General features: G+C 72.3%; 23 protein-coding genes and 1 tRNA gene. 9 read left to right on the forward strand and 15 right to left on the reverse strand.

Annotated features, from left to right (window positions below; genetic code table 11):
• The first annotated feature begins 35 nt into the window (after window positions 1-35).
• Both R2S09_RS17760 and R2S09_RS17765 read left to right on the forward strand, forming a co-directional pair.
• On the forward strand, window positions 36-1,673 hold the full coding sequence (locus tag R2S09_RS17760; protein ID WP_316741986.1) for a penicillin-binding transpeptidase domain-containing protein: 1,638 nt from the start codon (window positions 36-38) through the stop codon (window positions 1,671-1,673).
• Window positions 1,674-1,840: 167 nt separating this feature from the next.
• Window positions 1,841-3,514, forward strand: a complete 1,674-nt coding sequence (locus R2S09_RS17765) for a penicillin-binding transpeptidase domain-containing protein (RefSeq protein WP_316741988.1) — start codon at window positions 1,841-1,843, stop codon at window positions 3,512-3,514.
• A 30-nt stretch (window positions 3,515-3,544) separates the two neighbouring features.
• On the opposite strand, the gene R2S09_RS17770 is transcribed toward R2S09_RS17765, so the two are convergent.
• Window positions 3,545-3,910, reverse strand: coding sequence for an SsgA family sporulation/cell division regulator (locus tag R2S09_RS17770; RefSeq protein WP_306185841.1), 366 nt, complete (start codon window positions 3,908-3,910; stop codon window positions 3,545-3,547).
• Window positions 3,911-4,075: 165 nt separating this feature from the next.
• Here R2S09_RS17770 and R2S09_RS17775 point away from each other — a divergent pair, with 165 nt between their 5' ends.
• The 4 genes from R2S09_RS17775 to R2S09_RS17790 all read left to right on the forward strand — a co-directional run bounded on the left by R2S09_RS17775 (window position 4,076) and on the right by R2S09_RS17790 (window position 8,167).
• A complete protein-coding gene (locus tag R2S09_RS17775) occupies window positions 4,076-5,143 on the forward strand; it encodes an energy-coupling factor ABC transporter permease (RefSeq protein WP_306185840.1) in 1,068 nt (355 codons plus the stop codon).
• Entirely contained in the window at window positions 5,143-5,904 is a 762-nt protein-coding gene (cbiQ, locus tag R2S09_RS17780) for a cobalt ECF transporter T component CbiQ (RefSeq protein ID WP_316741993.1), read from the forward strand. The genes R2S09_RS17775 and cbiQ overlap by 1 nt, the downstream gene beginning before the upstream one ends.
• A 203-nt stretch (window positions 5,905-6,107) precedes the next feature.
• A complete protein-coding gene (locus R2S09_RS17785; RefSeq protein ID WP_316741994.1) occupies window positions 6,108-6,857 on the forward strand; it encodes an ABC transporter ATP-binding protein in 750 nt (249 codons plus the stop codon).
• A 110-nt stretch (window positions 6,858-6,967) separates the two neighbouring features.
• A complete protein-coding gene (locus tag R2S09_RS17790; protein ID WP_316741995.1) occupies window positions 6,968-8,167 on the forward strand; it encodes a serine hydrolase domain-containing protein in 1,200 nt (399 codons plus the stop codon).
• A gap of 55 nt (window positions 8,168-8,222) precedes the next feature.
• Here the strand turns inward: R2S09_RS17790 and R2S09_RS17795 are convergent, their stop codons facing one another.
• From R2S09_RS17795 to R2S09_RS17815, 5 genes are all read right to left on the reverse strand, one after another.
• Window positions 8,223-8,498: a DUF1876 domain-containing protein gene (locus R2S09_RS17795; RefSeq protein ID WP_306185832.1), complete on the reverse strand. Its 276-nt coding sequence runs from the start codon at window positions 8,496-8,498 to the stop codon at window positions 8,223-8,225.
• Between the two features lie 113 nt (window positions 8,499-8,611).
• Window positions 8,612-9,457: a DMT family transporter gene (locus tag R2S09_RS17800; protein WP_306185830.1), complete on the reverse strand. Its 846-nt coding sequence runs from the start codon at window positions 9,455-9,457 to the stop codon at window positions 8,612-8,614.
• Window positions 9,454-9,969: a YbaK/EbsC family protein gene (locus tag R2S09_RS17805; protein ID WP_306185829.1), complete on the reverse strand. Its 516-nt coding sequence runs from the start codon at window positions 9,967-9,969 to the stop codon at window positions 9,454-9,456. The genes R2S09_RS17800 and R2S09_RS17805 overlap by 4 nt, the downstream gene beginning before the upstream one ends.
• A gap of 145 nt (window positions 9,970-10,114) precedes the next feature.
• Window positions 10,115-12,334 (reverse strand): MMPL family transporter, encoded by a 2,220-nt coding sequence (locus R2S09_RS17810; protein ID WP_316741997.1) that lies wholly within the window; start codon window positions 12,332-12,334, stop codon window positions 10,115-10,117.
• A gap of 114 nt (window positions 12,335-12,448) precedes the next feature.
• Complete coding sequence (locus R2S09_RS17815; protein ID WP_316741998.1) at window positions 12,449-13,090, reverse strand: TetR/AcrR family transcriptional regulator; 642 nt, start codon at window positions 13,088-13,090, stop codon at window positions 12,449-12,451.
• Window positions 13,091-13,257: 167 nt separating this feature from the next.
• Between R2S09_RS17815 and R2S09_RS17820 the strand changes: the two genes are divergently transcribed.
• Window positions 13,258-16,533: a S41 family peptidase gene (locus R2S09_RS17820; protein ID WP_316741999.1), complete on the forward strand. Its 3,276-nt coding sequence runs from the start codon at window positions 13,258-13,260 to the stop codon at window positions 16,531-16,533.
• A 98-nt stretch (window positions 16,534-16,631) separates the two neighbouring features.
• On the opposite strand, the gene R2S09_RS17825 is transcribed toward R2S09_RS17820, so the two are convergent.
• The 4 genes from R2S09_RS17825 to R2S09_RS17840 form a co-directional block, all read right to left on the reverse strand.
• The gene (locus R2S09_RS17825) at window positions 16,632-16,817 is read right to left on the reverse strand and encodes a hypothetical protein (protein ID WP_306185822.1); all 186 of its coding nucleotides are present in this window, start codon (window positions 16,815-16,817) and stop codon (window positions 16,632-16,634) included.
• Between the two features lie 96 nt (window positions 16,818-16,913).
• Complete coding sequence (locus R2S09_RS17830; RefSeq protein WP_316742000.1) at window positions 16,914-17,807, reverse strand: SDR family oxidoreductase; 894 nt, start codon at window positions 17,805-17,807, stop codon at window positions 16,914-16,916.
• On the reverse strand, window positions 17,804-18,757 hold the full coding sequence (locus R2S09_RS17835; RefSeq protein WP_306185818.1) for an alpha/beta fold hydrolase: 954 nt from the start codon (window positions 18,755-18,757) through the stop codon (window positions 17,804-17,806). The genes R2S09_RS17830 and R2S09_RS17835 overlap by 4 nt, the downstream gene beginning before the upstream one ends.
• Window positions 18,754-20,274: an NAD(P)/FAD-dependent oxidoreductase gene (locus tag R2S09_RS17840; protein WP_306185816.1), complete on the reverse strand. Its 1,521-nt coding sequence runs from the start codon at window positions 20,272-20,274 to the stop codon at window positions 18,754-18,756. Before R2S09_RS17840 ends, R2S09_RS17835 begins: the two co-directional genes overlap by 4 nt.
• Window positions 20,275-20,407: 133 nt before the next feature.
• Between R2S09_RS17840 and R2S09_RS17845 the strand changes: the two genes are divergently transcribed.
• Complete coding sequence (locus R2S09_RS17845) at window positions 20,408-21,049, forward strand: MerR family transcriptional regulator (protein ID WP_306185815.1); 642 nt, start codon at window positions 20,408-20,410, stop codon at window positions 21,047-21,049.
• 48 nt (window positions 21,050-21,097) lie between these two features.
• Here R2S09_RS17845 and R2S09_RS17850 read toward each other — a convergent pair whose 3' ends face one another.
• Window positions 21,098-21,901 carry an exodeoxyribonuclease III gene (locus R2S09_RS17850; RefSeq protein WP_306185812.1) on the reverse strand — a complete coding sequence of 268 codons (804 nt, stop codon included), beginning with the start codon at window positions 21,899-21,901 and terminating at the stop codon, window positions 21,098-21,100.
• 103 nt (window positions 21,902-22,004) lie between these two features.
• On the opposite strand from R2S09_RS17850, the gene R2S09_RS17855 reads away from it, so the two are divergent.
• Window positions 22,005-22,481 (forward strand): GNAT family N-acetyltransferase, encoded by a 477-nt coding sequence (locus tag R2S09_RS17855; protein ID WP_306185811.1) that lies wholly within the window; start codon window positions 22,005-22,007, stop codon window positions 22,479-22,481.
• 13 nt (window positions 22,482-22,494) lie between these two features.
• Here the strand turns inward: R2S09_RS17855 and R2S09_RS17860 are convergent, their stop codons facing one another.
• From R2S09_RS17860 to glpR, 4 genes are all read right to left on the reverse strand, one after another.
• Entirely contained in the window at window positions 22,495-23,244 is a 750-nt protein-coding gene (locus R2S09_RS17860; RefSeq protein ID WP_316742002.1) for a glycosyltransferase, read from the reverse strand.
• Between the two features lie 8 nt (window positions 23,245-23,252).
• Window positions 23,253-23,873 carry a UTRA domain-containing protein gene (locus R2S09_RS17865; protein WP_316742003.1) on the reverse strand — a complete coding sequence of 207 codons (621 nt, stop codon included), beginning with the start codon at window positions 23,871-23,873 and terminating at the stop codon, window positions 23,253-23,255.
• A gap of 102 nt (window positions 23,874-23,975) precedes the next feature.
• Window positions 23,976-24,049: transfer RNA gene (locus R2S09_RS17870), tRNA-Ala, on the reverse strand.
• Between the two features lie 92 nt (window positions 24,050-24,141).
• Complete coding sequence (gene glpR, locus R2S09_RS17875) at window positions 24,142-25,473, reverse strand: gephyrin-like molybdotransferase receptor GlpR (RefSeq protein WP_316742005.1); 1,332 nt, start codon at window positions 25,471-25,473, stop codon at window positions 24,142-24,144.
• Window positions 25,474-25,482 lie beyond the last annotated feature (9 nt).

Raw genomic sequence — 25,482 nt, forward strand, 5'->3', positions numbered from 1 at the left:
CAGTGCCGAGGAGGAAACGGGGAGGGAGCGCTCTCATGCGCAAGGGGGCCAAGGCCGCCATAGTCAGCGGGGTGTGCGTCGTGCTGGTGGGCGGCGCGGCGTACGGGGGGTACAACTTCGTGTCCGCGCTGAACGGGGACACCACCACCGGGAGTGGGGCCGCCCCCGTGAAGACCGGGCCTCCGGACGGGGACGAGGTGAAGGAGGCGTCGGAGAAGTTCTTCACCGCGTGGGAGAAGGGCGACGCGGCGACGGCCGCCTCCTACACGAACTTCCCGGACGCGGCCGAGGAGCTGCTCACGTCCTACGGCGGCGACGCGCACCTCACCCATGTGAAGATCACGCCTCAGCAGGCCACCGGCACCACCGTCCCCTTCTCGGTCGAGGCGACCGTCTCCTACGACGGGAAGTCCAAGCCGCTGGCCTACCGCAGCAGCCTGAGCGTCGTGCGCGGCACCAACACCCACCGGCCGCTGGTCGACTGGCAGCCGGCCCTGGTGTACCCCGAGCTGAAGAAGGGCGACACGCTGGTCACGGGCGCGTCGGCCGCCCCGCCGATCGAGGCGGTCGACCGCAACGGCGCCGTGCTGACGAAGGAGAAGTACCCCTCCCTCGGGCCGATCCTGGACGAGCTGCGCGCGAAGTACGGCGACAAGGCGGGCGGCACGCCCTCCATCGAGCTGAGCATCCGTCACGCCGACACCAATGCCGCCGAGACCCCCATCGTCACCCTCGCCAAGGGCCGGGCGGGCAAGCTGCGCACCACGCTCAGCGCGAGCGCGCAGGCGGCGGCCGAGCAGGCCGTGCAACGGTTCACCGAGTCCTCGGTCGTGGCCGTGAAGGCGTCCACGGGTGAGGTGCTGGCGGTGGCCAACCACCGCGAGGACGCCTTCAACGCGGCGTTCCTGGGGCGCCTCGCGCCCGGCTCCACGATGAAGATCATCAGTGCCGCCGCCCTGATCGACAACCGGATCACCACGGCGAACGGGCCCGCCCCCTGCCCTCCGGAGGCGGTGTGGCAGAGCCAGACCTTCCACAACCTCAAGGGCCTCGAGCCCGACGAGCACGCCACCCTCTCCGACAGCTTCGCGCGCTCCTGCAACACGGCCTTCGTCAAGCTCACCGACGACCTCGCGGACCGAGGCGGGTCGGACGCCCTGACCAGGGAGGCTCAGGACCGCTTCGGGCTCGGCCGGGACAACTGGAAGAGCGGCATCCCCTCCTTCGACGGCTCGGTGCCCGCCGTCACCGGCCCGGACCAGGCGGCCAACATGATCGGGCAGGGCCAGGTGCAGATGAGCCCGCTGAACATGGCGTCGGTGACGGCCACCGCGATGACGGGCCGGTTCCGTCAGCCGGTCCTCGTCTCCCCGAAGCTCGACGACCGCGAACTCGCCACGGCCCGGGGCCTTCCGGCGAGCACGGTCGCCCAGCTGCGGCAGATGATGCACCGCACCGCCACCAGCGGCACGGCGGCCCACGCGATGTCCGGGCTGAGCGGCAGCATCGGCGCGAAGACCGGCTCCGCCGAGGTCGACGGGCAGGCGAAGTCCAACAGCTGGTTCACCGGGTACCGCAACGACGTGGCGGCCGCCGCCATGACCCAGGAGGGCGGCCACGGCGGCGAAGCGGCCGGCCCCATCGTGGCGGCGGTGCTGCGCGCGGGCGGCTGAGCCGGGCGGCCCGGCTTTGTCGCAGCTTGGCTACGGACTGGTGGCCGAAGTCACCCGCACAGAGCGGGACTCTAGGGTGGGTGCCGTCGTTGGTTGCGTGGGTGCGCCGAAGGCGGCACGAGCAGCGCGGGCGACGGGGGCCTGGGGATCGCAAAGGACGGAAGGCAGTGGGCAAGAGAAGGCGCGTCGCCGAGCGACGGAAGACGAGTCCGGCCGTGGTCGGCAGTGTGATCGCCGTGGTCGCCGTCGGCGCCGGTGTCGGCGCGTACGCGCTGTACGGCGGTGGCGCCGCGGCCGAGGACCAGACCCGGACCACGTCGGCGAGCGGCCACCGGAAGGTGCCCACCGGACCCCTGTCGGCGGCCGAGGTGCAGACCACGGCCGGGCGCTTCCTGTCTGCCTGGCAGCAGGGCAGGCCGGCCGAGGCGGCGGCCACGACCAGCGACTCCACCGCGGCCGGCGCCCTGCTCACCGGTTACACCAAGGACGCGCACCTGAAGGACGTCACGCTGACCGAGGGCACCCCCAGCGGCGGCAAGGTCCCCTTCCACGTCAAGGCGACGGTGTCGTACAAGGGTCTGAGCAAGCCGCTGGCGTACGACAGCGCGCTGACCGTCGTGCGCCGTGCCACCGACGGCGCACCGGTGGTCGACTGGCACGCCTCCGTCGTCCACCCGGACCTCAAGGACGGCGACAGACTGGTCACCGGCGAGTCCGGCACCCCTCCGGTGAAGGCCCTGGACCGGGACGGCGGCGAGCTGACCGCCGCCAGGTACCCGTCGCTGGGCACGGTGCTGGACGGGCTGCGCGACAAGTACGGCAAGACGGCCGGCGGCAAGGCGGGCGTCGAACTGCGGGTGGTGCGCGGCACCGCGTCGAAGAAGGCGGAGCTGCCCGACAAGACGCTGGCCGAGCTGAGCAAGGGCACCCCGGGCACGGTGAAGACGACGCTGAGCCCCACCCTCCAGGCCGCCGCCGAGCACCAGGTGTCCGGGCAGAAGCGGGCGTCGGTGGTCGTGATGCGCCCGTCGACGGGTGAGATCCTCGCCGTGGCGAACACCGGCCACGGCTTCAACACCGGCTTCCAGGGCTCCCTCGCGCCCGGCTCCACGATGAAGATCGTGACGTCGACGATGCTGTTCGAGAAGGGGCTCGTCACCCCGGACGCCTCGCACCCCTGCCCCAAGACGTACAAGCTCGCCGGCTGGACGTTCCACAACGACGCCGACTCGGAGATCAAGAAGGGCAGCTTCAGGCTGAGCTTCGGGGCCTCCTGCAACAACGCCTTCATCGACTTCGCGCCGAAGCTGTCCAACAGCGACCTGACGAAGGAGGCCCAGCAGGTCTACGGCCTCGGCCTGAACAACTGGGCCATCGGCGTGCCGTCGTTCGACGGCTCCGTCCCGGTGCAGAGCGGCGCGCAGATGGGCGCCTCACTGATCGGGCAGGGCGGGGTGCGCATGAACCCGCTGAACATGGCGTCGGTGTCGGCGACGGTGCAGGCGGGCGTCTTCCATCAGCCGTACCTGGTGGACCCCTCGGTGGACCACCGCACGCTGGCGAAGGCCTCGCGCACGATGTCGTCGAAGACCCGGGCCCAGCTGAAGGACGTCATGGCGTACACCGCGGCGTACGGCACGGCGGCCAAGGCGATGTCCGGGGTCGGCGGCGACGTCGGCGCCAAGACCGGCTCCGCCGAGGTCGACGGCCAGAAGAAGCCGAACGGCTGGTTCACCGCCTACCGCGGTGATCTCGCGGCGGCGGGCGTCGTCCAGGCGGGCGGCCACGGCGGTGACACGGCGGGCCCGATCGTGGCGGCCCTGCTGAAGATGGGCGGCTGAGCGAGCGTCCCGGCGGCACGCGCGCAGGAGTCAGTGGTGGACCATGGCCCTGCTGGTCGCCGCCACGGCCGTGTAGGTGCGCCGCAGGAATCTCAGCAGCGTCCTGGTCTCGAACTCCACCACCGAGACGCCCTGCGGGGAGTGGAACTCGACCACGGCCTGCACCCGGCCGCAGGGCCACACCCGCACCGGTCCGCTGCTGACGGGGGCGATCAGGCCCTCTTCGAGCAGCGACCGGGAGAACCTCCACTCGTGCGCGCCGGGCAGCCCGATCCGCACCGAGCGCGGGTCGTCCTCCGGGTCGTAGCGCAGAACGACCGGGACGGCGCCGTGCTCGTCCAGGGAGTCGTCATCGGTGACTATGTGGGCTCGCGTGTACTGCTCGACTACAGACATCAGACGACCCCTCACACTCGGTGACCCAACCAGCAGCTGCTTTTGCGCTTTGTTACTAATGTCCCATATATTCCGATTTACACATCCTGACGGCGGGCCGCTCGGACGGGATGACGACCTCCTCGCTCTTGCAACTGGTTCGCAACAAGCCACTATCATCGAACGGTGCACGTGCCTGACGGATTCATCAACGCCCCCACGTCCGCCGCCGCCGGAGTGGTCGCCGCCGGTGCCCTCGCGGTGAGCCTGCGCGGCGCGCGCCGGGAGCTGGACGAGCGCACCGCGCCGCTGGCCGGCCTGGTCGCCGCGTTCATCTTCGCGGTGCAGATGCTCAACTTCCCCGTCGCGGCCGGCACCAGCGGCCACCTCCTGGGCGGGGCGCTCGCCGCGATACTCGTGGGCCCCTGCACAGGGGTCCTGTGCGTCTCCGTCGTCCTGCTCATGCAGGGCATCCTCTTCGCCGACGGCGGGCTGACGGCGCTCGGCGTCAACATCACCGACATGGCGATCACCACGACGATCGTGGCGTACGCCGTCTTCCGCGGCCTGGTGAAGGTGCTGCCGCGCCGCCGCCGCTCGGTCACCGTCGCCTCCTTCGCCGCCGCGCTCCTCTCCGTCCCGGCCGCCGCCGTCGTCTTCACGCTGATCTACGCGATCGGCGGCACCACCGACGTGTCGATCGGCAAGGTCGCCACCGCGATGATCGGCGTGCACGTCCTCATCGGCATCGGCGAGGCCGCGATCACCGCGCTGACCGTCGGCGCCGTCATCGCCGTACGGCCGGACCTGGTGTACGGCGCGCGCGGGCTGCGGCAGCGGCTGAAGCTGCGGGTGAACGGCGAGCTCGTCGACGCCCCCGCCGCCGGGCCCGCGCCCGTCCCGACCGCGGCGCGCTCGCACCGCAAGCTGTGGATCACCGGCCTGGTCACCTCGCTCGTCCTCGCCGGCTTCGTCAGCTTCTACGCCTCGGCCAGCCCCGACGGCCTGGAGAAGGTCGCCCACGACCAGGGCATCGACAAGAAGGAGGAGCGGCACGCCTCCGCCGGCTCCCCGCTCGCCGACTACGGCGTGAAGGACATCTCCGACGCCCGGCTGTCCGGCGGGCTCGCGGGCGTGATCGGCGTCGGCTCCACCGTCGTGGTGGGCAGCACGGTCTTCTGGGTGGTCCGCAGGCGCCGTACGGCCGCCTCGGCCGCCACCTCCGGTCCCTCCGCTTCTTCGCAGGCCGCCTGATGGGGGCGGGCCACACGCACCGGCTGTACCGGCACGGGCACTCGCCCGTGCACGCGCTGCCGCCGCACACCAAGCTCGCCGCGGCCTTCGCCTTCGTCGTGGTCGTGGTGTCGACCCCACGCGAGGCGATGTGGGCGTTCGCCCTGTACGCCGTGCTGCTCGCGGTCGTCGCCTCCGTGGCGCGCGTACCGGCGGGTTTCCTGCTCGGGCGGCTGCTGATCGAGATCCCGTTCGTCGCCTTCGCCGTGCTGATGCCGTTCGTGGCGGAGGGCGAACGGGTCGACGTCCTCGGCATGTCCCTGAGCGTGAGCGGTCTGTGGGGCGCGTGGAACGTGCTCGCCAAGGGCACCCTCGGGGTCGCCGCGTCCGTGCTGCTGGCGAGCACGACCGAGCTGCGGGAGCTGCTGCTGGGCCTGCAGCGCCTGAAGCTGCCCCCGCTGCTCGTCCAGATCGCCTCCTTCATGATCCGCTACGGGGACGTGATCACCGACGAGATGCGGCGCATGCGGATCGCCCGGGAGTCACGCGGCTTCGAGGCGCGCGGCATCCGGCACTGGGGGGTGCTCGCCAAGTCCGCGGGCGCGCTGTTCATCCGCTCCTACGAGCGCGGGGAGCGGGTCCACCTGGCCATGGTGAGCCGCGGCTATGCCGGTTCGATGCCGGTCATCGACGAGGTGACCGCGTCCCGGGCGCAGTGGTCGTACGCACTGGCCCTCCCGGGCGCGGCCCTCGTCGTGTGCCTGCTGGGATGGGTCCTTTGACTCCTCCCCCTTGCGGACGAGGGGGATTCCTGGCTCACGCTGCTTGACCGCCCAGCGGACGGCCAAGTCTCACACGATCAACACCAGCCGGGTTGAGACCAGCCGGTTGACACGACGTCAAGGAGGAAGCGCGTGCTCGGTTCTCGCAACGCGCCGTTCGATGAAGACGACAGCGGATCGCATGGTGAGATTCGGAGGATTCCGTGACACTCTCACTGGAAGTTTCCGGCCTCGCCTTCGCCTACCCCGACGGGCACCAGGCCCTGTTCGGCGTGAACTTCTCCGTCGCGCGCGGGGAGCGTGTGGCTCTGCTCGGCCCGAACGGCGCCGGGAAGACGACCCTCGTCCTGCATCTCAACGGCATCCTCGGCGGCGGGACGGGCACGGTGACGGTGGCCGGGCTGCCGGTCGGCAAGCGGCACATGGCCGAGATCCGGCAGAAGGTCGGCATCGTCTTCCAGGACCCGGACGACCAGTTGTTCATGCCGACGGTGCGGGAGGACGTGGCGTTCGGACCGGCGGCGGCCGGCCTGAAGGGACCGGAACTTGAGCAGCGGGTGCGCACGGCCCTGGAGCGGGTCGGCATGCAGGACTTCGCCGACCGCCCGCCGCACCACCTCTCCTTCGGCCAGCGCCGCCGGGTGGCCGTGGCGACGGTGCTCGCCATGGAGCCGGAGATCCTGGTCCTGGACGAGCCCTCGTCCAACCTCGACCCGGCCTCGCGCCGTGAGCTGGCCGACATCCTGCGCTCGCTGGACGTGACGGTGCTCATGGTCACCCACGACCTGCCGTACGCGCTGGAGCTGTGCCCGCGCTCGCTGATCCTGAGCGACGGGGTGATCGCGGCGGACGGCCCGACGGGCGAGCTGCTCTCCGACGACGCGCTGATGCGCGCCCACCGCCTTGAACTGCCGTTCGGCTTCGCCCCGCGCTCGGTGACAGCGGGGACCTGACCCCCGAGGAATCGCAGGCGGCACGCCTGTGTTGCACTCACTGTCGCAGGTGACGGACGGATACGAGTGCCGAGCGGCAAGTAACGAGCGACAGCGACAGGAGTGCGGACGTGGACGTGAACGGTGCGGTGGCCGAGGGCTTCGAGCCGGTCAGGGACGCGTTCGCGGGGAACTTCACCGCACGGGGCGAGCGCGGCGCGGCGGTCGCGGTGTACCGGGACGGGCACAAGGTCGTCGACCTCTGGGCCGGGACCCGGGACGTGGACGGCGCGGCCGACGGCTCGGCGGGCGGTGCGGCCGGCGGTGCCGCGCCCTGGGAGCGGGGCACCGCGCAGATCGTGCGCTCGGCGACCAAGGGCGTCGCCGCCGCCGTACTCCTGCTGCTGCACCAGCGCGGGGAGCTGGACCTGGACGCCCCGGTGGGTGCCTACTGGCCCGAGTACAAGGCGGCCGGCAAGGAGCGGACGCTGGTGTGGCACCTCCTGGCCCACCGGGCGGGCGTGCCCGTGCTGGACCGGCCGCTCACGCCCGCGCAGGCCGCCGATCCGGCGCTCGGCGCGGAGGCGGTGGCGGCCCAGGCGCCGGTGTGGGAGCCGGGCACGGACCACGGCTACCACGCGCAGACGTACAGCTGGCTGACGGGCGAGCTGGTGCTGAGGGTCACCGGCCGCACGATCGGCGAGTGGATCGCGGACGAGATCGCCGGGCCGGTCGGCGCGGATCTGTGGGTCGGCCTGCCGGAGGGCGAGGCGCCGCGCGTGGGCCGGGTGGGCCGCGTCGAGCCCCCGGCCACCGAGAGCGGCGCGCTGCGGACCCGTCCCCGGCGTGCGGTCGCCGAGGCCTACGCCGACCCGTACTCCCTCACCCGCCGCGCCTTCGGCGCGATCACCCCGCAGCCCGACGAGAACGACCCGGCGTACAAGGCGGCCGTCCTGCCCGCCTCCAACGGCATCGCGACGGCCGAGGGCCTGGCCCGCTTCTACGCCTCGCTCATCGGCGAAGTGGACGGCGGTGTGCGCCTGTTCACGCCGGAGACGACGGCCCGCGCCCGCGCGGAGGTCTCGGCGGGCCCGGACCGCGTCCTCGTCGTCCCCACCCGCTTCGGCCTCGGCTACATGCTGCACGGCAGCGCGTCCCCGCTGCTGGCGCCAGGGTCCTTCGGCCACCCTGGCCGCGGCGGCGCGCTCGGCTTCGCCGACCCGGAGTCGGGCATCGCCTTCGGGTATGTCACCAACGGCTTCCGCACCAGCGTGACGGCGGACCCTAGGGCCCAGGCGCTGGTCCGGGCCGTGCGGGCGTCACTGGCCTAGGCACCGGCGCCGGAACCGGGCGCAGGGCCTTCAGCGGGGGGCCTGCAGCAGGGATTCAAATGTGGATCGGCTGGGACGTGCGGCCCGACGCCTGGTCGATCTCCTCGTGCGCTTTGGTGAGAAGCTCCATGGCCAGCTCGTTCAGGGCGCGTGCCCCGGCGATCTCCTCGCCGACGCGTGGCTGATTCGAGTCCGTGCGGTGCCTGCTCGCCCGCCCGTGCGACCGGACCTCGCTGCCGTCGGGCAGGCGCACCAGCGCCGCCGCCCGCGTGTGCTGGTCGTCCTCCTGGAACTCGAGCTCGACGTGCCATCCCACGGCGGTCTCCATCATGACCATCACCTCCGGAACACCTCCTTCCAGGGTGCTCCTTTCGCCCTCGACACGCAGCATCAGTCCCAACCCGCGGGCGGCGGCCGGGCCCTTACCCCAGGCGGCAGCCGGCTCTAACCCGCGTGCAGCATCAGCCCGATGCCGACGACCAGCAGCCCGGCGGCCGCCAGGCGCGGGGCGCCGAAGCGCTCCTTGAAGAAGAGCGTGCCGATGGCCGCGCCGACGAGGATGGAGGACTCCCGCAGCGCCGAGACGGGGGCGAGGTCCGCCCTGGTCTGGGCCCACAGGACGAGGCCGTACGCCGTGACGGACAGGACGGCACCGAGCAGGCCGAGCGTGGCGTAGGGGCGCAGCGCGGCGGCCGTCCGGGGGCGCAGGCGGTGGACGGCGTACGCCGGGATGGCCACGCCCTGAACGGCCATCAGCCAGGCGATGTACCCGAGGGGCGTGCCGGAGGCGCGGACGCCGAGGCCGTCGACGACCGTGTACGCCGCGATCGACAGCCCGGTGGTCAGCGCGGCCCCGACCGCCGCCCAGTTCGGCCGCCGCCCGCGCAGCCCCCACAGCGCGACCCCGGTCAGCCCCGCGCACGACAGCGCGATGCCCGCCGCGACCCAGCGGTCGGGCACCTCGTGCGCGAAGACGGCGGCCAGCACCGTGACCACGAGCGGTGCCGTGCCGCGCGCGATCGGATACGCCTGCCCGAAGTCACCGAGCCGGAACGACGTCATCAACAGCGCGTAGTACACGATGTGGATGGCGGCCGACGCGCACAGGTACGGCCAGGCGCCCGCCGCCGGCACGGCGGTGAACGCGGCCAGGACGGCCCCGATCAGCAGCCCGCCGCCGGAGATCAGGGTGAACCCGACGAGCTTGTCGGGGATCCTGTGCGCCAGCGCGTTCCAGCAGGCATGAGTGACCGCGGCCACCAGCACGGCCGCCGTGACCAGCGGCGTCACGCAGTGCGCTCGCGCACGTCCACGAGCGTGCCGCCGGCGTGGGCGACGAGCTCCTTCGGCTCCATCGGGAAGACGGTGTACGGAGTGCCGGCCGCGGCCCAGACGACGTCGTGGCCGAGCAGCCCCCGGTCGGCGAGCACCCGGGTGCGGGTACGGTGCCCGAACGGCGGCACGCCTCCGATGGCGTACCCGGTGGTCTCCCGCACGACGTCGGCCTTGGCGCGGGTGACCTTGCCCGCGCCCAGTTCCTCGCGGACGCGCTCGACGTCCACCCGGGAGCCCCCGTCCATGAGCACCAGCACCGGCTCGCCGTCCACGTCGAAGACCAGTGACTTGCAGATCTGGCTCAGCTCGCACCCCACGGCCGCGGCGGCCTCGACGGCGGTCCGAGTGGCCTCGGGAAACCGGCGTACCTCACCGGCCAGTTCCCCGATCCCCATCTCCCGCAACGCCTCGACGAACCTGGGGTGAGCTCCTGATCCTCCGGCGTCGGTGGTGGCAGTCGTCGTCATGCCGGGCAGGCTAGCCCGCCGGCCGCACGGGTCACGAGCGAATTCCCCCCAGGCGGGGCGAAGGCCGGTGAGGCGAAGGCCGGTGAGGGTGCAGCCCCGTCCCCACGGGCACCCTCACCGGCCGGTCGGCCAAGAGCCGTCCGCGTCAGACGCGGACCAACTCCCGGTCCTCGTCGAGGTCCTTGGGCCCGGAGCCGGGCCCCGTGCGCAGACCCTCGCCCTCCACGTCCACGTTCGGCAGGGCGCGGTCCAGCCACTTCGGCAGCCACCAGGCCCTGCGGCCCAGCAGGGCCAGGACCGCCGGGACGACGGCCATGCGGACGATGAAGGCGTCGAAGAAGACCGCGATCGCCAGGCCGAAGCCGATCATCTTGATCATCGACTCGCTGGAGCCGATGAAGCCGGCGAAGACGGCGATCATGATGATCGCGGCGGCCGTGACGACGCGTGCGCCGTGCCGGAAGCCGGTCACGATCGCCTGGCCCGGCTTCTCGCCGTGGACGTAGGCCTCGCGCATCCGGGTCACGAGGAAGACCTCGTAGTCCATCGCCAGGCCGAAGACGACGCCCACCATGAAGATCGGCATCATCGACATGACCGGGCCGGTCTCCTCCACGCCCATCAGGCCGGACAGCCAGCCCCACTGGAAGACCGCGACCACCGCGCCGAGTGCGGCCATGACGCTCAGCAGGAAGCCGAGTGCCGCCTTCAGCGGGACCAGGACCGAGCGGAAGACCACGATCAGCAGCAGGAAGGCCAGGCCCACCACCAGGGCCAGGTACGGGAAGAGGGCGTCGTTCAGCTTCTGCGAGACGTCGATGTTCATCGCCGTCGAGCCGGTGACCAGGACCTCGGCGTCCGTCTTGGCCTTGATGCCGGAGCCCGCGTCGCGGATGGCGTGCACCAGGTCCTCGGTGGTGGCCGAGGACGGCTTGGAGTTCGGGATCACGGTGACGGTCGCGGTGTCGCCGGCCTTGTTGGGCTGCGCCGGGGTGACCGTGACGACGTCCTTCAGGCCCTTGATGTCGTCGGTCACCTCGGTGAAGGCGGCCTTCGGGTCGTCGCTCCTCTTCGCGTCGACGACGACCATCAGAGGGCCGTTGAAGCCGGGGCCGAAGCCCTCAGAGAGCAGGTCGTAGGCACGGCGCTGGGTGGTGGAGACGGGCTGGGAGCCGTCGTCGGGCAGGCCCAGTTCGAGGGAGGCGGCGGGGACGGCGGCGGCGCCCAGGCCGATCACGCCGAGCAGCAGCACGGCGACGGGACGGCGGACGACGAAGCTCGCCCAGCGGGTGCCCATGTTGGGCCGGGCCGGCTTCTTCGCGGCGCGGGCGCCGCCCAGCAGCCTGCTCTTCTGGCCGGCCGGCTTGACCCTGTGGCCCGCGTAGCCGAGCAGTGCCGGGATCATCGTCAGCGCGATGAGGACGGCGACGACGACCGTGCCGGCCGCCGCGATACCCATCTTGGTGAGCATCGGGATGTTGACGACGGACAGTCCGACCAGGGCGATGACGACGGTGAGGCCCGCGAAGACCACCGCCGAGCCCGCGGTGCCGACGGCCCGGCCGGCCGCCTCCTCGCGCTCGCGGCCCTCGGCGAGTTCGGCTCGGTAGCGGGAGACGATGAACAGCGCGTAGTCGATGCCGACCGCGAGGCCGATCATCGTGGCCAGGGTGGAGGTGGTGGTGCCCAGGTCGAGGGCGTGGGCGAGGGCGGTGACGGTCGAGACGCCGATGCCCACGCCGATGACGGCGGTCAGCAGCGGCAGCCCGGCGGCGAGCAGCGAGCCGAAGGTGATGACGAGTACGACGGCGGCGACGGCGATGCCGATGGCCTCGGTGGCGCCGGTCCCGGGCGCGGCGCTCAGCGCGTCACCGCCGATCTCCACGGTCAGCCCGGCCTCCCGCGCGTCCTGCGCGGCGTCCTTCAGGGCGGTGCGCGAGGAGTCCTCCAGCTCCATGCCGGAGACCTTGTACTTCACCGAGGCGTAGGCGATGGTGCCGTCCTTGCTGACGGCGTGCCCGGTGTAGGGGGCGGTGACGGAGGCGACCTCGGAGCCGTGGGAGAGCTCCTTGACGGTCTTGTTCACGGTCGCCTTGTTGCCGGCGTCCGTCATCTTCTCGCCGCCCGGCGCCTTGAACACCACCCGGGCGGTGGCCCCGTCGGCGCTCGCGCCGGGGAACCGCTGCTGCAGCAGGTCGAAGGCCTTCTGCGCCTCGGTGCCGGGGATGGAGAAGGAGCTGTTGCCCGCGGGGGGCGCGGAGGCGGCGCCGACGCCGGCGAGCGTCAGCAGCGCCACCCAGATCAGCGCGACGAAGTGCCGTCGCCTGAAGGCGAGGCGTCCTAGTTTGTACAGGAACGTGGCCACGTGGGCGTACTCCCGGTCAGGTCGTTGGGGTGGAACTGGGCAGGGGTGATCAGCCCGACGACGTGAGCGGTGACGTCAGTGGGTGGGCTTGCTGGGGAGGTCTCGGCAGGGGTGTCAGACGGTGGGCGCGCCGAGGGCGGGGAGGACCACGGCGTCGATGTAGGAACGGAGGAAGGCCTGGGTCGGCGGCTGGTCCTCGATCAGCGCGCGGACGACGAACCCGCCGGCCAGCATGTGCACCACGAAGTCCAGCGCGGGACGGTTCTCGCGGATCTCGCCCCGGTCGACGGCGCGCCGCAGCAGCCGCTGGAACTCGGCCATCTCCGGCTCGATGAGCTGTTCCCGGAAGGCCTGCCGGAGGTCGTCGTTGCCGTGCATCGCCATGGCCAGGCCGCGCATCAGCGCGGAGTTCTGTGCCATGCCGCAGTCGTCCTCGCGGGAGACCAGGGCGTGCAGGTCGCTGCGGAGCGACCCGGTGTCGATCTGGTCCAGCTGTCCGGGCTTGCCGTGCCGGACGGCCCTGACGACCAGCTCGGCCTTGCCGCCCCACTGGCGGTAGAGCGTGGCCTTGCTGGACCGCGTCCGGGCGGCGACGGCGTCCATGGTGAGGGCGTCGTAGCCGACCTCGCGGAGCAGGTCGAGCACGGCCTCGTACAACTCGGCCTCCCGCTCGGGCGTGATCCGGCTCCGGCGCCCCGGTGCGAGCACCGGCTCCACTGGAGCGGCTGCCGCCGCGCCCTTGGACGCCTCGGTCATCCCGCCCGCCTTTCCGCTTGTCGAACGACACGGTTTCGTACGGAACGAAGGTAGCGCAGCGCATCAACGAAACGAAACCGTTTCGTACGTGTGGCGGGTCACGTCTGTCGGATCCGCATAAACGGCACAAGTTGCTGCGCTGGATGGGCGGGCGAAGCATGGGGGAGGTGAGCTATCTGCGCCTGCCGCATCTCAGCGGCGATCTGCTGTGTTTCGTGGCCGAGGACGACCTCTGGCTGGCGCCGCTCGACGGAGCGGAGCGTGCCTGGCGGCTCACCGTGGACCGCACCAAGACCGGCCACCCCCGCTTCTCCCCCGACGGCCGCCACATCGCCTGCACGAGCTGGCGGAGCCTCGCGCCCGAGATCCACCTCGTGCCGGTGGACGGCGGTCCGGGCCGGCAGCTGTCGTACTGGGGCAGCACCGACACGCGGGTGTGCGGCTGGGCCCCGCCCGACGAGCACGGCCACACCGAGATCCTCGCCGTCACCTCGCAGGGCGAGCCGTTCTCGTACTTCACCTGGGCCTACAAGGTCGGCACCGACGGCTCCCCCGGCCGCAAACTCCCCTGGGGCCCGGTCGCCGACCTCCAGGTCGCCGACCTCGACGGTGAACGCAAGAGCCTGCTGCTGACCGGCACCCCGCCGCACGAACCGGCCTCCTGGAAGCGCTACCGGGGAGGCGCCACGGGCCGGCTGTGGCTGCACGGAAAGCGGCTCCTCGCCGGCATCGACGGCCATCTGGCCTGCCCCATGTTCGTCGGCGGCCGGATCGCCTTCCTCTCCGACCACGAGGGCGTCGGCAATCTCTACTCGTGCGCCTACGACGGCTCCGACCTGCGCCGCCACACCGACCACGACGCCTTCTACGCCCGGCACGCCGCCAGCGACGGGCAGCGGGTGGTGTACCAGTGCGCGGGCGATTTGTGGATGGTCGACGACCTGTCCCCCGACTCGGTGCCGCACCGGCTCGACGTACGGCTGAGCGGGCCGCGCGCGGGCCGCCGCCGCTACCCGGTGCCGGCCGCCCAGAACCTGGACGGCCTCTCCGTCGACGAGACCGGCCGGGCCAGCGCCGTCGTCGTACGCGGCTCCCTGTACTGGCTGACCCACCGCGACGGACCCGCGCGCACCCTCACCGACACGCCCGGCGTCCGCGTCCGGCTCCCGGAGATGCTCGGCGCGAGCGGCCGGATCGCCTACGTCACCGACGCCGACGGCCCGGACGCCGTCGAGATCACCTACCTGCCGCGCGCCACCGGCCCCCACCCGCCGCGCCGGCTCGCCTCCGGGCAGCTGGGCCGGGTGCTGGAGATGGCCTCCGACTGCGAGGGCGAACGGCTGGCCCTTGCCTCCCACGACGGCCGGCTGCTGCTGCTCGACGTGCCCGAGGACGCCGAGAGCTCCGAGGACCCCGAGCACTCCGGCGGGACGGTCACCGAACTCGTCCGGTCCGACAACGGACCCGTGCGGGACCTCGCCTTCTCCCCGGACGGGGCGTGGCTGACCTGGTCGCACCCCGGCATCGGCCGCTCGCTCAGGCAGATCAAGGTGGCCCGGATCAAGGACCGACTGATCGTGGACGTCACCGACGGCCGCTTCGAGGACGAGAACCCCGTCTTCACCCGGGACGGCCGCTATCTGGCCTTCCTGTCCTGGCGCGGCTTCGACCCGGTGTACGACGTGCACACCGGCGACTTGTCCTTCCCGCTGGGCTGCAAGCCCTACCTGGTCCCGCTGTCCTCCGCCACCCCCTCCCCCTTCGCGCTGAACCCCGAGGGCCGCCCGGCGGCCGGCGGGCTGGACCCCGTGGAGGACGAGGAGACCGGCGAGGCGGGCGCGGTGACCGTGGAGGTGGAGGGGCTGGCGAGCCGGGTCACTCCGTTCCCGGTGATCGCCTCCAAGTACTCGGCGCTCTGCCCGGTCGCGGGCGGCGGCCTGGTCTGGCTGCGCTGGCCGATCTCGGGCGCGCTGGGCGAGACGTTCGTGAACCCGGACGACATCACCGGCCGGCCGACGCTGGAGTTCTTCAGCATCACCAAGGCGAAGAAGTCCGAACTCGTCGGCCATCTCGACTCGTTCGCGATCAGCGGCGACGGCACCCGGCTGGTCGTCGTCGACGAGGGCGACCTGCGCGCCGTGCCGTCCACCGAGATCGGCGACAGCGACACCACGACCTGGATCGACCTGCGCCGGATCATGCACGTCGTCGACCCGGGCGCCGAGTGGCGCCAGTCCTACGAGGAGGCCGGCCGGCTGATCCGCGCCTACTACTGGGACCCGGACATGTGCGGCATCGAATGGGACGCCGTCCTCGCCCAGTACCGCCCGCTGGTCGAACGGGTCGCCTCCCCCGACGAGTTCGCCGACCTGCTCCGCGAGGTGCTCGGCGAGCTCGGCACCTCCCACGCCTACGTCGCCGCCGCCCGCCGCAACGAGGGCCCCGCGCACTACCAGCGCTGGCAGGGCCTGCTCGGCGCCAACCTCGTGCACCGCGACGCCGGCTGGGTGGTCCGGCGGATCCTGCCCGGCGACTCCTCCGACTCCCGCGCCCGTTCACCGCTGGCCGGCGCGGGCATCCGCGAGGGCGCCGTGCTGACCCACGTCGACGGCCGCCCGGTGGACCCGGTGACGGGACCGTACCCCCTGCTGGCCGGCTCCGGCGGTACGACGGTGGAGCTGACCTTCGCGCCCCCCGACGGCGACGGCCCGCCCCGACGGGTCGCCGTCGTCCCGCTCATCGACGACCGGCCGCTGCGCTACCAGGACTGGGTGGCCAAACGCCGTGCGGTGGTGCGCGAGTTGAGCGAGGGCCGCTGCGGCTATCTGCACATCCCCGACCTGGGCGGCTCCGGCTGGGCGCAGTTCAACCGGGACGTGCGCATGGAGATCTCCCGGCCGGCGCTCATCGTCGACGTGCGCGGCAACGCGGGCGGCCACATCAGCGAACTGGTCATCGAGAAGCTGACCCGGACCATCCTCGGCTGGGACCTGACCCGCGACGCCCAGCCGGTGTCGTACACCTCCAACGCGCCCCGCGGCCCGATAGTGGCCCTCGCGGACGAGGCGACCTCCTCCGACGGCGACGTGATCACGGCGGCCTTCAAGCTGCTGAAGCTGGGGCCGGTGGTCGGGCAGCGCACCTGGGGCGGCGTGGTCGGCATTACCGGCCGGCACCGCCTGGGCGACGGCACGGTCATCACGGTGCCGATGAACGCGGCCTGGTTCGACGCCTACGGCTGGTCCGTGGAGAACCACGGCGTCAGCCCGGACGTCGAGTCCCTGCGCACCCCCATGGACTGGGCCGAGGGCCGCCACGTCGAGATGGACGACGCCATCGAACTGGCCCTGGACCTCCTGACCGCCAACCCACCCGCGACCCCGCCCGGCTACGAGAACGTCCCCGACCGCACCCGCCCGAAACTGCCGCCGCGTCACGGGTAGCCGAGCCCGCCGCGGGCGCAACGTGGGGCGCCCCGACACACAGGGCGCCCCACGCCTCCCGGCCGAGGCCGAGCGCAGCAAACCTCAGTGACTACCGACTACCGGTCGTAGTCCTGGTTGAGGCGGTCCTCCATCTCGTCGTGGGTGTCGTCGACGGTCTGACGCCCGCGCTCACGCTGCTGGGACGAGCGCTGGCCGGCCTTCTCGCGGCCCTCGTGCGCGCGCTCCCTGCCCTGCTGCTGCCGCTGCTCGGCCTGGTCCTGGAACTTGTCCTTCATACCCATGCTGTTTCACTCCCGTGTGGGTGAGGGGGATCCCCAAGTGGGTGAGGGGATCGACCTCGACCAGATTCACACGGGCGGTGACGCTGCGCATGTCGATCAGTGACGCTGCGTAGTATCAGTGGCCCGGTGTTGTTCGTCGGCGGCGCCGCCCGCGCCCACCAGCCCGGTGCGCATCCCCGTCAGCCGGTCCGCGAACCGCCGCATCTCCCGCTGCCCCACGGTCCCGATGACCCCCGGCAGATATCCGCGCACGCCCTGCATCCCGCGCAGCCACCACTGACCGTACACATGGCCGGCCCGCCGCTCGACGCCGTCCACGATCCGGTCCACCGCCGGACCCAGCGGATAGGTCTTGTTGGACGGCCACGGCAGCCGCTGCCGGAGCTCCCGCATGACCTCGTCCTGGTCGGCCCCGCGCACCATGTCGGTGTCGGTCCACGACAGGTACGCCACGCCCACCCGCACGCCCTGGTGGCCGACTTCGGCGCGCAGGCTGTGCGCGTACGCCTCCACACCGGACTTGGACGCGCAGTACGCCGTCATCATCGGCGCCGGGGTGATCGCCGCCAGCGAGGCGATCTGCAGCAGATAGCCCCGGCTCTCGACGAGCGCGGGCAGGAACGCCCGGCCGGTGACCGCCGATCCGATGAGGTTCACCTCGATCACCCGCCGCCAGGACTCCGGGTCGGAGCCGACGAACGGACCGCCGGTCGCCACACCGGCGTTGGCGACCGCGATGTCGACCTTGCCGAACCGCTCCCTGACCTCCGCGGCGACCCGCGTCATCGCCTCGTGGTCGGTGACGTCGGCGTGCCAGTGGGCGCTCTCGCCGTGCAGCCGCTCCGAGAGCTGCTTGAGCGCGTCCGGTTCCAGGCCGACCAGCGCGACCTTCGCGCCGCGCGCGGACAGTTTGCGCGCGAGCAGCTCCCCGACGCCCCGCGCGGCGCCCGTGACGACCGCGACCTGCCCCTGAAGGCTCACCCTGCTCATGCGCTCTCCTCGACCTCGGCGTGTGCGTGTACGTGCGTTCCTGCGCGTGCGCCCGCGTGCGCGGCGACCAGCGCGCGGATCTTCCCCGTGACCAGGTCGGGCGCCTCCACGGGCGTCATGTGGCCGATCCCGGGCAGCTCGGTCAGCCCGGCGCACTCCGGCAGCGCGGCGGCCAGCTCCCGCGCGTGCACCGGCGGCGTGAGCCGGTCGGCGGTGCCGGCGACGATCTCGGTGGGAACCCTCAACTCCCGTACACCGTGGTCGAGATCGAGCGCCTCCAGCACCTGCGACCAGGCGTGGCGGACGGTACGCGGGCAGGCGTGCACGATCCGGGCGCACGCCTGGACCATGTGCGGCGTCGAACCGGCGCCCATCGTCCCGTACTTGAGGACCCGCAGCGCGAGCGGCGTGACCGGACCGAGCGGCGCCCGCGAGCCGAGGATGTGCTTCGTCAGCCAGGTCCGCGGCCGCCCGGCCCGGATCGGCACGACCGTGGACCGCGCGACCAGCCGGGAACTGCCGGTGCTGCACAGCAGGACGGCCGCCGCGTGCTCGCGGAAAGCCGGACGCGTCGACGCCGCCATCACCGTCATGCCGCCCATGGAGTGTCCGGCGATCACCGCCTGCTCGCCGGGCGCGAGGGTGGCCTTCAGTACGGCTTCGAGGTCGTCGGCGAGGGCGTCGGTGCCGCATGTCGCGCTCGCCGGGCTGCGGCCGTGGCCGCGCTGGTCGTAGGCGATGACGCGGTGGTCGGCGGACAGCGCCCGGATCTGCGCCGCCCAGAACGCGGTCGAGCAGGTCCAGCCGTGGGCGAGGACGACGGCCGGCGCCCCCTCGGGACCGTGCACCTCGGCATGCAGGCGGGCGCCGTCGGCGGAGGTGACGGTGAGGGTGCGGGCGGGAACGGGCGGGGCGTAGGGGCCGGAGGAGACGTGGGCGAGGCGGCTCACGCGGTCACCTCCGCGGCCTCGTCGACCGGGGACGCCTTCACGGCCGGTGGTCGCAGGACGGCGTACTCCGCGAGGTCCACCTGCCGCGTGGCGCGCCGGAACTCGGTCGTCGTACCGGGCCAGACGGTGGTGTTGCGGCCGCTCGCGTCCAGGTACCAGCTCGTGCAGCCGCCGGTGTTCCACACGGTGCGCTTCATGCGCTCCTGCACTTTTCGGTTCCAGGCGTTCACGGCGCTCGGGCGGGCGTCGAGGGCGACCCGGCCTCCGAGGACGTCCAACTGGCGCAGGTAGTCGGCCATGTAGTTCAGCTGGGACTCGATCATCAGGATCATCGAGGAGTTGCCGAGTCCGGTGTTGGGGCCGATGATCGTCATCCAGTTCGGGAACCCGGCCGCGGACGCGCCGCGCAGGGCGGCCATGCCGTCCTTCCAGGTCTCGGCGAGCGTACGGCCGTCCGCGCCGACGACCCGCTCGGCGATCGGCATGTCGGTGACGTGGAAGCCCGTGCCGAAGATGATCGCGTCGACCTCGGTCTCGGTGCCGTCGGCGGCGACGACGGTGGACCCGCGGATCTCGCTGAGCCCGCTCGCGACGACGTCCACGTTGTCCTGCGCGAGTGCCGGGTAGTACGTGCTGGACAGCAGGATCCGCTTGCAGCCGATGCGGTAGTCCGGGGTGAGCTTGGCGCGCAGCGCCGGGTCCTTGATGGCGCGGGCCATGTTCCGCTTGGCCAGCTGCTCGACGAAGCCCAGCTCGCCCGGGTGCTTGGTGAACGCCTGGACCTGCAACTCCCGTATGCCCCACAGCAGTCCGCGGCGCAGCCGGGTGGTCACCGGCAGCGCGCGGTGCAGTGAGCGCTCCACGCCGCTGATGGCGCGGTCCACGCGGGGCATCACCCACGGCGGGGTGCGCTGGAAGACGGTGAGGCGGGAGACCTCGGGCTGGACGGACGGCACGATCTGGATGGCGGAGGCGCCGGTGCCCACCATGGCGACCCGCTTGCCGGCGAGGTCGTAGTCGTGGTCCCAGCGGGCGGAGTGGAAGACCTTGCCGGGGAAGGACTTAAGGCCCGGGATGTCCGGGATCCTGGGGTCGGACAGCGGCCCGGTCGCGGAGACCACGACGTCGGCGGAGAGGTTCCCGGCGGTCGTCTCGATGTCCCAGCGCAGCAGCTCCGTGTTCCAGGTCATCTTCTTGACCTCGGAGTCGAAGCGGATGTGCGGGCGGAGGCGGAAGACGTCGGTGACGTGCTCCAGGTAGGCGCGGATGTGGCGCTGGCCGGAGAAGGTGCGCGGCCATTCGGGGTTGGGGGCGAAGGAGAAGGAGTAGAGGTGGGAGGGCACGTCGCAGGCGCATCCCGGATAGCTGTTGTCGCGCCAGGTGCCTCCGACGCTGTCGGCCCGTTCGAGGACGATGAAGTCGGTGATCCCCTCCCGGCGCAGCCGCACGGCGGCGCCCAGCCCACCGAATCCGGAGCCGATCACCGCCACCCGCACGTGCTCGTGTTCGTGGGCCATCCCGAAGCCTCCGCGCATCGCTCTTGGACTCCGCCAGTGAATACTGGCGCAATGGGGAGAGTAGAGGAGCACCGTACTCATGGGTAGGGGGCGGTGAGCGAAAGTTACCCGGGGTACGACATAGGCTTCCCGTGTGGCAGACAAGCGCGAATACCGCATGGAGGAGCTGGCGGAGCTGGCCGGCATCACGGTGCGCACCCTGCGCTTCTACCGCGAACGCAGACTGATCCCGCCACCCCGCCGCGAGGGCCGTATCGCCTGGTACGACGACCATCACCTGGCCCGTCTGCGCACCATCGCGGCGCTGCTGGAACGCGGCCACACCCTGAGCGGCATCGCGGAACTCGCCGAGGCCCTCGACCACGGACGCGACGTCGCCGACGTCCTCGGCGTCGCCCCCACGGAGGAGGAACCGGTCCGCCTCACCCCCGAGGAACTCGCGGCCCGCTTCGAGGGCGAGGTCACCCCCGAGAACCTCGCCGCCGCGCTGGAACTGGGCTACCTCGGCACCGACGGCGACGAGATCGTCCACATCAGCCGCCGCCTCCTCGACGTCTCCTCCGCCCTGGTCCGCGAGGGCATCCCGCTCGCCGAGGTACTGGCGGCCGGCGCCCGCGTCCGCGAACACGCCGACGCGCTGGCCGAGTTGTTCGCCGACCTGATCCTGCGCCACGCCCCCGAGGAAGACCTCCACCGCCTGCGCCCCCTCGCCCGCAGCGTGGTGGAGGCGGAACTCTCCCTGGCCATGGACCGGCGGCTGAACAAGCGCCCGTAGCGACCGCCCGGCGAGCGGCCGTCCTGCGGCCGTCCTGCGAGCGCCCGCCTAGTGGTCGTAGACGACCGTCACCGGCGCGTGGTCCGACCAGCGCTCGGCATGGGTGGCCGCGCGCTCCACGTACCCCTTGACGGCCTTGCCGGCCAGCCCGGGGGTCGCACAGTGGTAGTCGATCCTCCAGCCCGAGTCGTTGTCGAAGGCCCGGCCCCGGTAGGACCACCAGGTGTACGGCCCTTCGGTGTCCGGGTGCAGGGCGCGCACGACGTCGACGTAGCCGCCGTCCGCCGGGGCGAAGACACGGGTCAGCCAGGCCCGTTCCTCCGGCAGGAAGCCGGAGTTCTTGGTGTTGCCGCGCCAGTTCTTCAGGTCGGCCTGCTGGTGGGCGATGTTCCAGTCGCCGCAGACGAGGACCTCGCGGCCGTCGGCGGCGGCACGCTCGCGCAGTTCCTTGAGGTGGGCGAGGAACTCGCCCATGAAGCGGAGCTTCTCGTCCTGCCGTTCGGTGCCGACCTCGCCGGAGGGGAGGTAGAGGGAGGCGACCGTCACACCCGGCAGGTCGGCCTCGACGTACCGCCCGCTGGTGTCGAACTCCGGCGATCCGAAACCCACCTGGACACGGTCGGGTTCGCGGCGGGTGTAGAGCGAGACGCCCGCACGGCCCTTGGCGGCGGCGGGCGCGTGCACGACGTGCCAGCCGTCGGGCGTGCGCACGTGCTCGGGCAGCTGCTGCGGCTCGGCGCGCACCTCCTGAAGGCACAGCACATCGGCCCCGGTCCCCGCGAGCCACTCCACGAAGCCCTTCTTCGCGGCGGCGCGCAGTCCGTTCACATTGGCGGAGGTCACAGTCAGCACCCGGGCACTTTACCGGCACACTGGACGGGGTCCCGTAGGAGACCGCCCCGCACTCCCCTGTCACCGGCTCCCGCCAGCCCTGCATTGATATACGGTATCCAACATGATTATCCGCCCTGTGCCCTTCGACCACCCGGACGCCGTCAAGCTGAACGACGAGGTCCAGGCCGAGTACCACGTGCGCTACGGCGACGGCGGCGACGCGACGCCCCTGGACCCGGACGACTTCCGGCCGCCGAACGGCGTGTACCTGATCGCCTACGACGAGGACGGCACCCCCGTCGCCACCGGCGGCTGGCGCAGCCAGGACAAGAACCCCGAGGGCAACGAGGACGGCGACGCCGAACTGAAGCGGATGTACGTCATCGAGTCCATGCGCGGCCGGGGCCTGGCTCGCCGCATGCTCGCCGCGCTGGAGGACGACGCGCGCGCCGCCGGCCGCGTCCGCATGGTCCTGGAGACCGGCGACCAGCAGCCGGAGGCCATCGCGCTGTACGCCTCCAGCGGCTACGAGCCGTGCGCCAAGTTCGGCTACTACCGCGCGTACGAGTCGAGCATGTGCTTCGCCAAGCCGCTGTAGCCGCAGGACGCGGTCACGGGTGCCAGGTGCTGAGTCTGGCGAAGGCTTCGGCGCGGGACTCGATGATCTTCATGCGCGCGCGTCGTTCGGTGTCGTGGTGGTGTGCGCTCTGTGCGGTGCTCTGGCCGGGCCACTTGCGGTAGAGCAGCCCGCACTCGTCGATGAACCACCCGGTGCTGACCGCGTTCAGCGCCATCAGCAGGCCGGTGTCCTCGGACGAGGGAAGGGCCATCCAGCCGCTGAGCGCCGTCACGAGGTCGCGCCGGGCGCACAGGGTGGCCGGGTGGACCTGGGCCCGGTAGTCGTGCGTACGCCATCGTTCGAGGACGGCGCCGCGTGCGATGGGGCCGGGCGGCGGGTCGCCGTCGAAACCGACGGTCGATCCGTCGGGAAGCAGGTCGAGCACGCGGGACGTCGTCCACGCGATGCCGTCGCGCCCGGTCAGGGTCGTGATGTCGCGGAGCAGTGCGCCGGGCGTGAGCATGTCGTCCGCGTCCAGCACCTTGACGAAGTCGCCGCGGGCCCGGGCGAGTGCCATGGTGCGGGCCATGCCGGCGCGCCCCTGCCTGCCCTGCCCGAAGCTGACACGCGGGTCGTCGGGCACGTGTGGCCGTACGTCCCCGCTCTCGCCGTCCTCCTGGACGACCCACTCCCAGTCCCAGCCGGGCGGCATCTCCTGCCGGGTCAGCGAGGCGTGGGCGTCCGCGAGATAGCGGGCGCTGGGCCCGTGCACCGGGGTGATCACCGACACGACGTGCGTCAAGCGACCGGTCACCACCTTTCCAGCGGGGTCACACACTTGACGGTGTAGCGGTCACCGGGCAGCACGACGTCCGCCACCTCCACGACCCGGCCGCCCATGTCGTGCAGGGTCTTGCGGACGTCCATCACCGCGACACCCGGCACCAGGCCGAGTTCCTCGGCCTCCTCCGCCGTGGGCGGACGCGCGGTCACGATCTCCTCGACCCGCCCGACCTCGATCCCCACCGCGAGGAGCTGGTGCATCGTCCCGCCGGGCCACGGTTCCCTGGTCTGGTCGAGCAGTTCGGGGTACTCGCGCGCGATCTCGTACGGGAGGTAGGACCGGGCGATGTTCAGCGGTGCGCGCTCGCCGGCCCGGCGCGTGCGATACGTCCGCCTGAGGACGGCGGCGCCCGGCTCGATGCCCAGCGTCACGGCGAGTTCCTCGGACGCCTCGATCCGCTCGTACTCGGCGTGGAAGGCCAGTTGGCCGGTGCTCAGGCCGGTGTCCCGCTCGGTGGCGCCTCTGCTGCCGCGCTCCCTCAGACCGGCGCGCGCCCGGTCCTTCTCCCACTGGTGACGAAGGTTGCACCGCTCGGCCCGCCGGTGCCGCCCGTGTACGAACTCGACCCTCTCGTACCGATTCGCCATCTGCGGCCTCCTCGGTCCACACAGTTCAGTGTGCCGTGCCTCACCGCCGTACGACACGTCAGAGCCCCGGTAGGAGATCACCTACCGGGGCTCTGAGCTGCGTGGACCTGAGGGGATTTGAACCCCTGGCCCCCTCGATGCGAACGAGGTGCGCTACCGGACTGCGCCACAGGCCCTTGCAACGAGTGAAACTCTAGCATCCCCGTCCGGGTGGTTGGAAATCCGTTCCCGGGCTGGTCAGCCGTGGGGCTCCCACGGGGTTCGTGGGCTACTCGTTGGCCGCGCGCGGCCGCTCGCCGTCCTCGTACTGGTCGAACAGCGGGGTGCGGCCGCGCTCGCGGGAGCGGCGGGCCGAGGCGGCGGAGCTCCCCCCGCGCGAGCGGCCTCGAGCGTGGGGGCGGGCGTCGCCGCGGCCGCCGGCCGGACGGTCCTCCTCGGGCGCCGGGGGCTCCTCCGCGACGGAAGCCGCGTCCTCCTGCTCCGGCACCGCGGCGGACGACCGGGCCGAGCTCCAGGAGTCCGGTGTGCCCAGGTCCACGTCGGAGCTGGCCCGCGGGGCGACCGGTGCGGTCACGTACGTCGGCAGCGGGACGGGCACCGGGTCCCAGCTGTCGCCGTGCCCGGGGCGCCGACGGCGCTCGCGCTGCTGGTCCAGCCACTCCGCGTGGTCGGTCTGCTCGACCAGGGCGCGCCGGTCCGCGGCGAGCGCGGACAGTCCCGGATCGGCCTCCGGCTCACCCGGGGCCTCCGGCTCGTCCGCGTCCTCGTCCGGGGCGGCGCGCCGGCGCTGTGGGCGCCGGCTCTCCCGCAGCCGCTGCGCGGCGGCCTCGGCGCGGCGGCGGTCCATCTGGTACGCGAAGCGGCGGCGCTCCTGGACGCGCAGGTACGCGATGTACGCGCTGAGCAGCACGGCGGGCACTCCGGGCGCCCACAGGAAGGCGAGCCCTCCGACGGCGGCGACGATCGCGCCCAGGGTGAAGGCGAGGAAGAGGACGACGGTGGTGCGCCGACGGCGCGCGAGGACCTTCGTCCTCCGGGCGCGCGCTGCGGCCGCCTCCGCGCCGGGCGCACACCGAGCCGCGGGAACGCGCTTGCGCACGGGCGGGACGGCGGACCCCGCCCCGGATCCCGGCCCGGACGCGGACGGCGGTACGGACGCGGATGCCGACGGGGAGGCGGACGCGGATGCCGCTGTGGTCACGGACGCGGCTTCGGACGCGGTGCCGGAGGCGGGCGGGGCCGCCGGTGACGTGGTCCGGGCCGCGGGCACGCCCGCACGGCCGCGGCGGTCCCGCCCCGGGGCCCGCTCGGGCTCCTGCGCCCGGGTCGGGGGCATGGCGAAGGCCCGGACGTCCACCGAGTCGGTGACGGCGTCCGGGTCCACGGCGCTGGACTCCCCCTCCTCGGCGGAGCGCGCCCTGAGGTCCCTGGCGTACCGGCGCTCCATGCCCGCCCGTCCGGAAAGCAGCCGGATGGCGGTGCTGAAGCGTTCCGTCGGACGGGCCTCGTTCAGCTCGTCCTGCCTACGGAGCCACATGGGCACCAAGTAGGCGGCCCAGGCCCCGACAATGACTGCGTAGATGAGGCCGCTGCTGCTCACGCCTCACAC

It is taken from the genome of Streptomyces sp. MK7, assembly GCF_032658145.1.
Classification (GTDB): Bacteria; Actinomycetota; Actinomycetes; order Streptomycetales; family Streptomycetaceae; genus Streptomyces; species Streptomyces spiralis.

What these genes read in the sequence shown, in the direction of transcription:
- R2S09_RS17760 (WP_316741986.1), top strand. Translation starts at nt 36, where the DNA reads ATGCGCAAGGGGGCCAAGGCCGCCATAGTCAGCGGGGTGTGCGTCGTG.
- R2S09_RS17830 (WP_316742000.1), bottom strand. Translation starts at nt 17,807, where the DNA reads ATGAGCAGGGTGAGCCTTCAGGGGCAGGTCGCGGTCGTCACGGGCGCC.
- R2S09_RS17865 (WP_316742003.1), bottom strand. Translation starts at nt 23,873, where the DNA reads ATGGCGAATCGGTACGAGAGGGTCGAGTTCGTACACGGGCGGCACCGG.
- R2S09_RS17805 (WP_306185829.1), bottom strand. Translation starts at nt 9,969, where the DNA reads ATGACGACGACTGCCACCACCGACGCCGGAGGATCAGGAGCTCACCCC.
- cbiQ (WP_316741993.1), top strand. Translation starts at nt 5,143, where the DNA reads ATGGGGGCGGGCCACACGCACCGGCTGTACCGGCACGGGCACTCGCCC.
- R2S09_RS17770 (WP_306185841.1), bottom strand. Translation starts at nt 3,910, where the DNA reads ATGTCTGTAGTCGAGCAGTACACGCGAGCCCACATAGTCACCGATGAC.
- R2S09_RS17825 (WP_306185822.1), bottom strand. Translation starts at nt 16,817, where the DNA reads ATGGGTATGAAGGACAAGTTCCAGGACCAGGCCGAGCAGCGGCAGCAG.
- R2S09_RS17855 (WP_306185811.1), top strand. Translation starts at nt 22,005, where the DNA reads ATGATTATCCGCCCTGTGCCCTTCGACCACCCGGACGCCGTCAAGCTG.
- R2S09_RS17840 (WP_306185816.1), bottom strand. Translation starts at nt 20,274, where the DNA reads ATGGCCCACGAACACGAGCACGTGCGGGTGGCGGTGATCGGCTCCGGA.
- R2S09_RS17795 (WP_306185832.1), bottom strand. Translation starts at nt 8,498, where the DNA reads ATGATGGAGACCGCCGTGGGATGGCACGTCGAGCTCGAGTTCCAGGAG.
- R2S09_RS17815 (WP_316741998.1), bottom strand. Translation starts at nt 13,090, where the DNA reads ATGACCGAGGCGTCCAAGGGCGCGGCGGCAGCCGCTCCAGTGGAGCCG.